The organism is Collinsella sp. AF37-9, from assembly GCF_003475115.1.
In the GTDB taxonomy this organism is placed as follows: Bacteria; Actinomycetota; Coriobacteriia; order Coriobacteriales; family Coriobacteriaceae; genus Collinsella.
This window is the reverse complement of the sequence record NZ_QROQ01000050.1, coordinates 282-4,874: the sequence shown is the minus strand read 5'-3', so window position 1 is coordinate 4,874 and position 4,593 is coordinate 282. Positions and strand designations below refer to the sequence as shown.

General features: G+C 59.7%; 4 protein-coding genes. 3 read left to right on the top strand and 1 reads right to left on the bottom strand.

What is annotated here, in order from left to right:
• Positions 1-121: 121 nt before the first annotated feature.
• The gene (gene pepT / locus DW024_RS09760) at positions 122-1,369 is read right to left on the bottom strand and encodes a peptidase T (protein WP_117766202.1); all 1,248 of its coding nucleotides are present in this window, start codon (positions 1,367-1,369) and stop codon (positions 122-124) included.
• 120 nt (positions 1,370-1,489) lie between these two features.
• Between pepT and DW024_RS09755 the strand changes: the two genes are divergently transcribed.
• The 3 genes from DW024_RS09755 (at position 1,490) to DW024_RS09745 (ending at position 4,376) form a co-directional block, all read left to right on the top strand.
• Positions 1,490-1,912 carry a metal-dependent transcriptional regulator gene (locus tag DW024_RS09755; RefSeq protein WP_035138800.1) on the top strand — a complete coding sequence of 141 codons (423 nt, stop codon included), beginning with the start codon at positions 1,490-1,492 and terminating at the stop codon, positions 1,910-1,912.
• A gap of 10 nt (positions 1,913-1,922) precedes the next feature.
• On the top strand, positions 1,923-2,816 hold the full coding sequence (locus DW024_RS09750; RefSeq protein WP_117766200.1) for a homocysteine S-methyltransferase family protein: 894 nt from the start codon (positions 1,923-1,925) through the stop codon (positions 2,814-2,816).
• A gap of 159 nt (positions 2,817-2,975) precedes the next feature.
• Complete coding sequence (locus DW024_RS09745; protein ID WP_117766198.1) at positions 2,976-4,376, top strand: phosphoglucomutase/phosphomannomutase family protein; 1,401 nt, start codon at positions 2,976-2,978, stop codon at positions 4,374-4,376.
• The last annotated feature ends 217 nt before the right edge of the window (positions 4,377-4,593 follow it).

Genomic DNA, 4,593 nt, shown 5'->3' with positions numbered 1-4,593 from the left:
GGCCGAGGCCGCCTCGATCAATTTGCGAAAGAATCTTGACGGTACCTCCCCTTGTATCAAAAACCGCCCCGTTCTCTGTAGAGGACGGGGCGATTCGTCTTTTGGGCTTATGCAGCCAGGCTTATGCGAAACGGGCGACGAGCTCCTGCAGGACGTCGGTCATCTTGACGAGCGAACTGACCGGGACAAACTCGTTGACGCCGTGGTAGCAATAGCCGCCGGTGGAAAGGTTGGGGCAGGGCAGACCGCGGAACGACAGCTGCGCGCCGTCGGTGCCGCCGCGAATCGGCAGCACTTGGGGCTCAACGCCGCAGGCAAGGTAGGCTTCCTTGGCAACATCAATAAGCTCGGGATAGTCACGAACGATCTCGGCCATATTTCGATACTGCTGCTTAATCTCGACCGTCACGCGCTTGTCACCCAAGCGCTGGTTGAGCATCGAGGCGGCGGCATCAATAAGGTCGAGTTTCTGCTGGAACTTGGCTGCGTCATGGTCGCGGACGATATAGCGCGCTGTGGCGTGATCGACGGTTGCAGATACACCCTCAAGGTGATAAAAGCCCTCGTAGCCTTCCGTATACTCCGGGCGCTGCACGTAGGGGAGCAACGCGTTGAAGTCGCAGAACAGATTGCCTGCGTTAACCATACGGCCTTTGGCGTCGCCCGGGTGGATGGACTGGCCCTCAAAGCAGACGGTCGCCTCAGCGGCATTAAAGCACTCCCACTCCAGCTCGCCGATGGGGCCACCGTCGACCGTGTAGGCATACTTGCAGCCAAAGGTATCGATATCCAACAGCTCGGCTCCGTGGCCGATCTCCTCGTCAGGGCAGAAGCAAATGCCGAGTGCGGGATGGGGCAGAGAAGGGTCCTGAGCGATACGCGCGACAAGCGACATGATCTCGGCGACGCCTGCCTTGTCGTCCGCGCCCAGCAGCGTGGTGCCATCGCTGCAGACCAGGTCCTCACCCGCGAGGTCGTTCAGGGCGGGAAGCTTGGCGGTACTCATGGCAACGGGCTTACCGTCAACCGTGCCGCAGACCAGGTCGCCGCCTTCGTAGTGCACGATGTGCGGCTTCACGCCGGCGCCCGGTGCAACTTCGGTGGTGTCGAGATGGGCGATCAGGCCCAGGGCGGGCTTGTCCTCAGCGCCCACACTTGCGGGGATATGCGCGCAGACATAGGCGTGCTCGGTCACGTGGGCATCTTCCGCACCAAGCTCGCGCAGCTCTTCAGCCAGCACGTTGGCAAGGTCAAACTGAACGGCGCTCGAGGGTACCTGGTCGCAGTTTGCATCCTCGGACTGCGTGTTGATCTGGACGTAGCGCAAAAAGCGCTCGAGGACATCGGGGTTCGTGGTGGTGTTTTCCATAAAGACCGCTCCAATCTTGGTCGTCGTGTGCAACAAGAACTCTAGCACGGTATGCCACGGCATACCGCGACGCTTGGATGGGGTAGAATCAGCCAATGAATGCAGAAGGGACGGAAGATCATGGATACGACAAATAGCTCGCGCGAACTACATCTGACGGTGGCGAACGAAGACTACTTGGAGTGCATGGTTCGCATTGAAAGCGAAGAGGGGGAAACCAACGGCGTGCGATCGGTCGACATCGCGCAGCGCCTTGGCGTCTCCAAGGCATCGGTCAATAAAGCGGTTTCGGCGCTCAAAGCATCCGAACTTGTCGAGCAATCGCACTACGGCAAGGTAGTCCTGACCGATCGCGGCCGCGAGGTTGGTACGGCTATCTGGTACCGTCATCGCCTCATCCGCACGTTTTTGGTTCAGGAGCTTGGTGTCGAATTTGAGCGAGCCGATTCCGAGGCCTGCATGATGGAGCATGCGCTATCCGAGGACACGATGAACCGCTGGCTCGCCTATCTCGAAAAGCAGGGAATCAGCGTCGAGGAATAGCGGGATATATATGGATACGAGTTATTACAACCGCTTTGGTGCCGAGGAACTTACGCGCCGCTTGTCGAGCGAGACCTTGTTGGCGCAGGGCCCCATGGGCAGTGTTCTGTTGAGTGAGTACGATGCCGCCGACATTCCACCGGCGTTTTGGAATCTGGCAGAGCCGCAGACCGTTTCTCGTATTCATCGCTTGTATGTCGCCGCCGGCGCGCAGGTGCTCATTACCAACACCTTTCAGGCATCGAGCTATGCCCTCAAGCACGATCAGATTGCGCCGTCCGTGGCGGAGGTCAATCGCGGGGCCGTCGACGATGCCCGCCAGGCGCACCCTCAGCTGCTACTGGGCTCGATGGGCCCGATCGGTATTGAGTGGTTTGCCGAAGACTCTGTCGAGTATCGTGAAATCCGAGGCATTGCGCGCGAACAGGCGCACGCCTTGCTCAATGCTGGTGTTGACGGTCTGCTGATCGAGACGGTGACGTCTATCCGTAATTTGCAGCCCACGCTTGCCGGCGCCCGAGATGCCGCCGACGGCATGCCTGTCCTGGTGAGTTTTGTCGTTGACGATAAAGGCGACCTGTTGGGCGATGGCCTCAACATCGAGGCAGCCGTTTTGTACGCCGAAAAACACGGCGCAAACTCGGTTGGTGTTAATTGCTGTTCGCTTGCGGCCGCGAACGCGGCGGTGCCCAGGATGGTTGCATCGGCGACTACTCCCGTCACGGTGCGTCCCAACGTAGGCGATCCGGTCCAGACTCAGGATGGCCCCGTATGGCACGAGAACCCCGAAGCTTTCGCGCGCGCATGCATCGAATGGAGACATGCCGGTGCCGCAATGGTGGGCAGTTGCTGTGGAACCACGGCAATCACTACGGCAGCGATGGCCGAGGCGCTCGATATATAAAGGGCAAAACCGCTCCATACGGGGCGGTTTTTTTTATTGCCTGCATGTCCTCGGCAGCATTTGCCCAAATGGTGAATGCTGGTACCGGCAGGTTGCCGGGTGCGTGCTGCGGGTATACCTCATGCGTACCATGATCCAAACACTGCGAGGTGTCTGCGCGTGTGCGCGATAATTCATTTTGGAACTGACGGTTGGCGCGCTCGCGTCGATGAGGACTTCACTGCCGATAACGTTGCCCGTATCGCCGATGCCGTCGGCGAGTTGTGGCAAAAGACCAATCCGGGCAAAACGGTATATATAGGGTTCGACACTCGGCCCTTAGCGCGCGAGTTCGCTGAGCTTGCGGCAGGCGTGCTTGCCGCTCACGGATTGGACGCAGTGCTCGCATCTCGGCCTGTTCCGACCCCCGCCCTTACGTGGGCGGCGGCGTATGACGGCGAGGCCTGCGGTGCGCTCATGGTGACGGGATCCCATCATCCGCAGGGGTATCTGTGCCTTAAGCTGCGCATGGGAGATGGCTCGACGGCCAATCAGGATGTCATCGAAGAGCTCGAAGAGACTATGGCCCCCGAGCCGATGGGGATCGAGGAACGCTATCGCACCGCGGATATTATTCCTGACTATATGCAGGCGGTGGCATCGTTTGTCGATGCCGAGGCCATTCGAGCCGCTCACCTGCGTGTGGTAGTTGACCCCATGGGCGGCGCGGCCCAGGGATATCTTGCCGACCTGCTGCGGGAGCTAGGCGTCGAGGTGCACGAGATTCATGCCGGACAGTCGTCCGATCAAGAGGACATTTGCCCCGACCCTGTTGAGCCGTGGGTGGACGCTTGCGAGCGTGCGGTTGTCGAGGACGGGGCGTGCGCAGGCCTGGTGACCGACGGCGATGCCGACCGTATCGGTGCGGTCGACGAACGCGGTAGATATATTCATCCGCATCAAATCATGGCGCTTGTTTTGGGCGACCTCGTTCAATTCCGCAATTTGGAGGGGCGTGTCGTCGTCAATCTCTCGTGCTCGACGCTAGTGCGTCGCATTGCCGAGGCGCTTGGCTGTCGTGTGACCGTTAAGCCGGTCGGTTTCAAATATATAGCTGCAGAGATGAAGAAGGGCGGCGTCCTCATGGGAGGCGAGGAGGCCGGCGGTATCGGCATCGCCGCGCATATGCCTGAGCGTGATGGAATCCTTGCTTGTCTGATTCTGTGTGAGCTTATGGCAAAGACGGGCGCGCCTTTGGGCGTTTTGGTCGATCAGCTCGAGGCCAGTTTTGGTAAGACGAGCTATGGGCGTCGCGATTTGCGCCTTGAGGCCGAAGACGCCGAATCGCTGCGAACGCTGCTTCCTGGCATGAATCCTAAATCGATTTGCGGCAAGGCGCCGCAGGCTGTAAGCCATATGGATGGTTTACGTTTGGCATTCGAGGATGACACCTGGCTGCTGATCCGCCCCAGCGGGACCGAACCGGTGGTTCGCGTATACGCCGAGGGGTTCTCGGTGGAGGAGCGCGATGAGTTGCTCGATGCCGGCTGTGCCTTGGCTAAGGGAGCCTATCAGCTTTAGCCATATGACGCTTCACTATAAAGAGGCCCTCGGTGAGCGGTAGAGAACGGCTGGCAAACGTAAGCAGGGTTTTAATATGTGTAGGAAATGTGTACGCCCAGATTCCCGCCCCCGGCGCCCCTCCGGTCTGGCAATATATCTCCTTGCCGCGCGGCCCGGTCGGACCGGATCAGCCGCCGAGCGTGCACCTTGAGAACCGGATACTGCGAGGATGGAC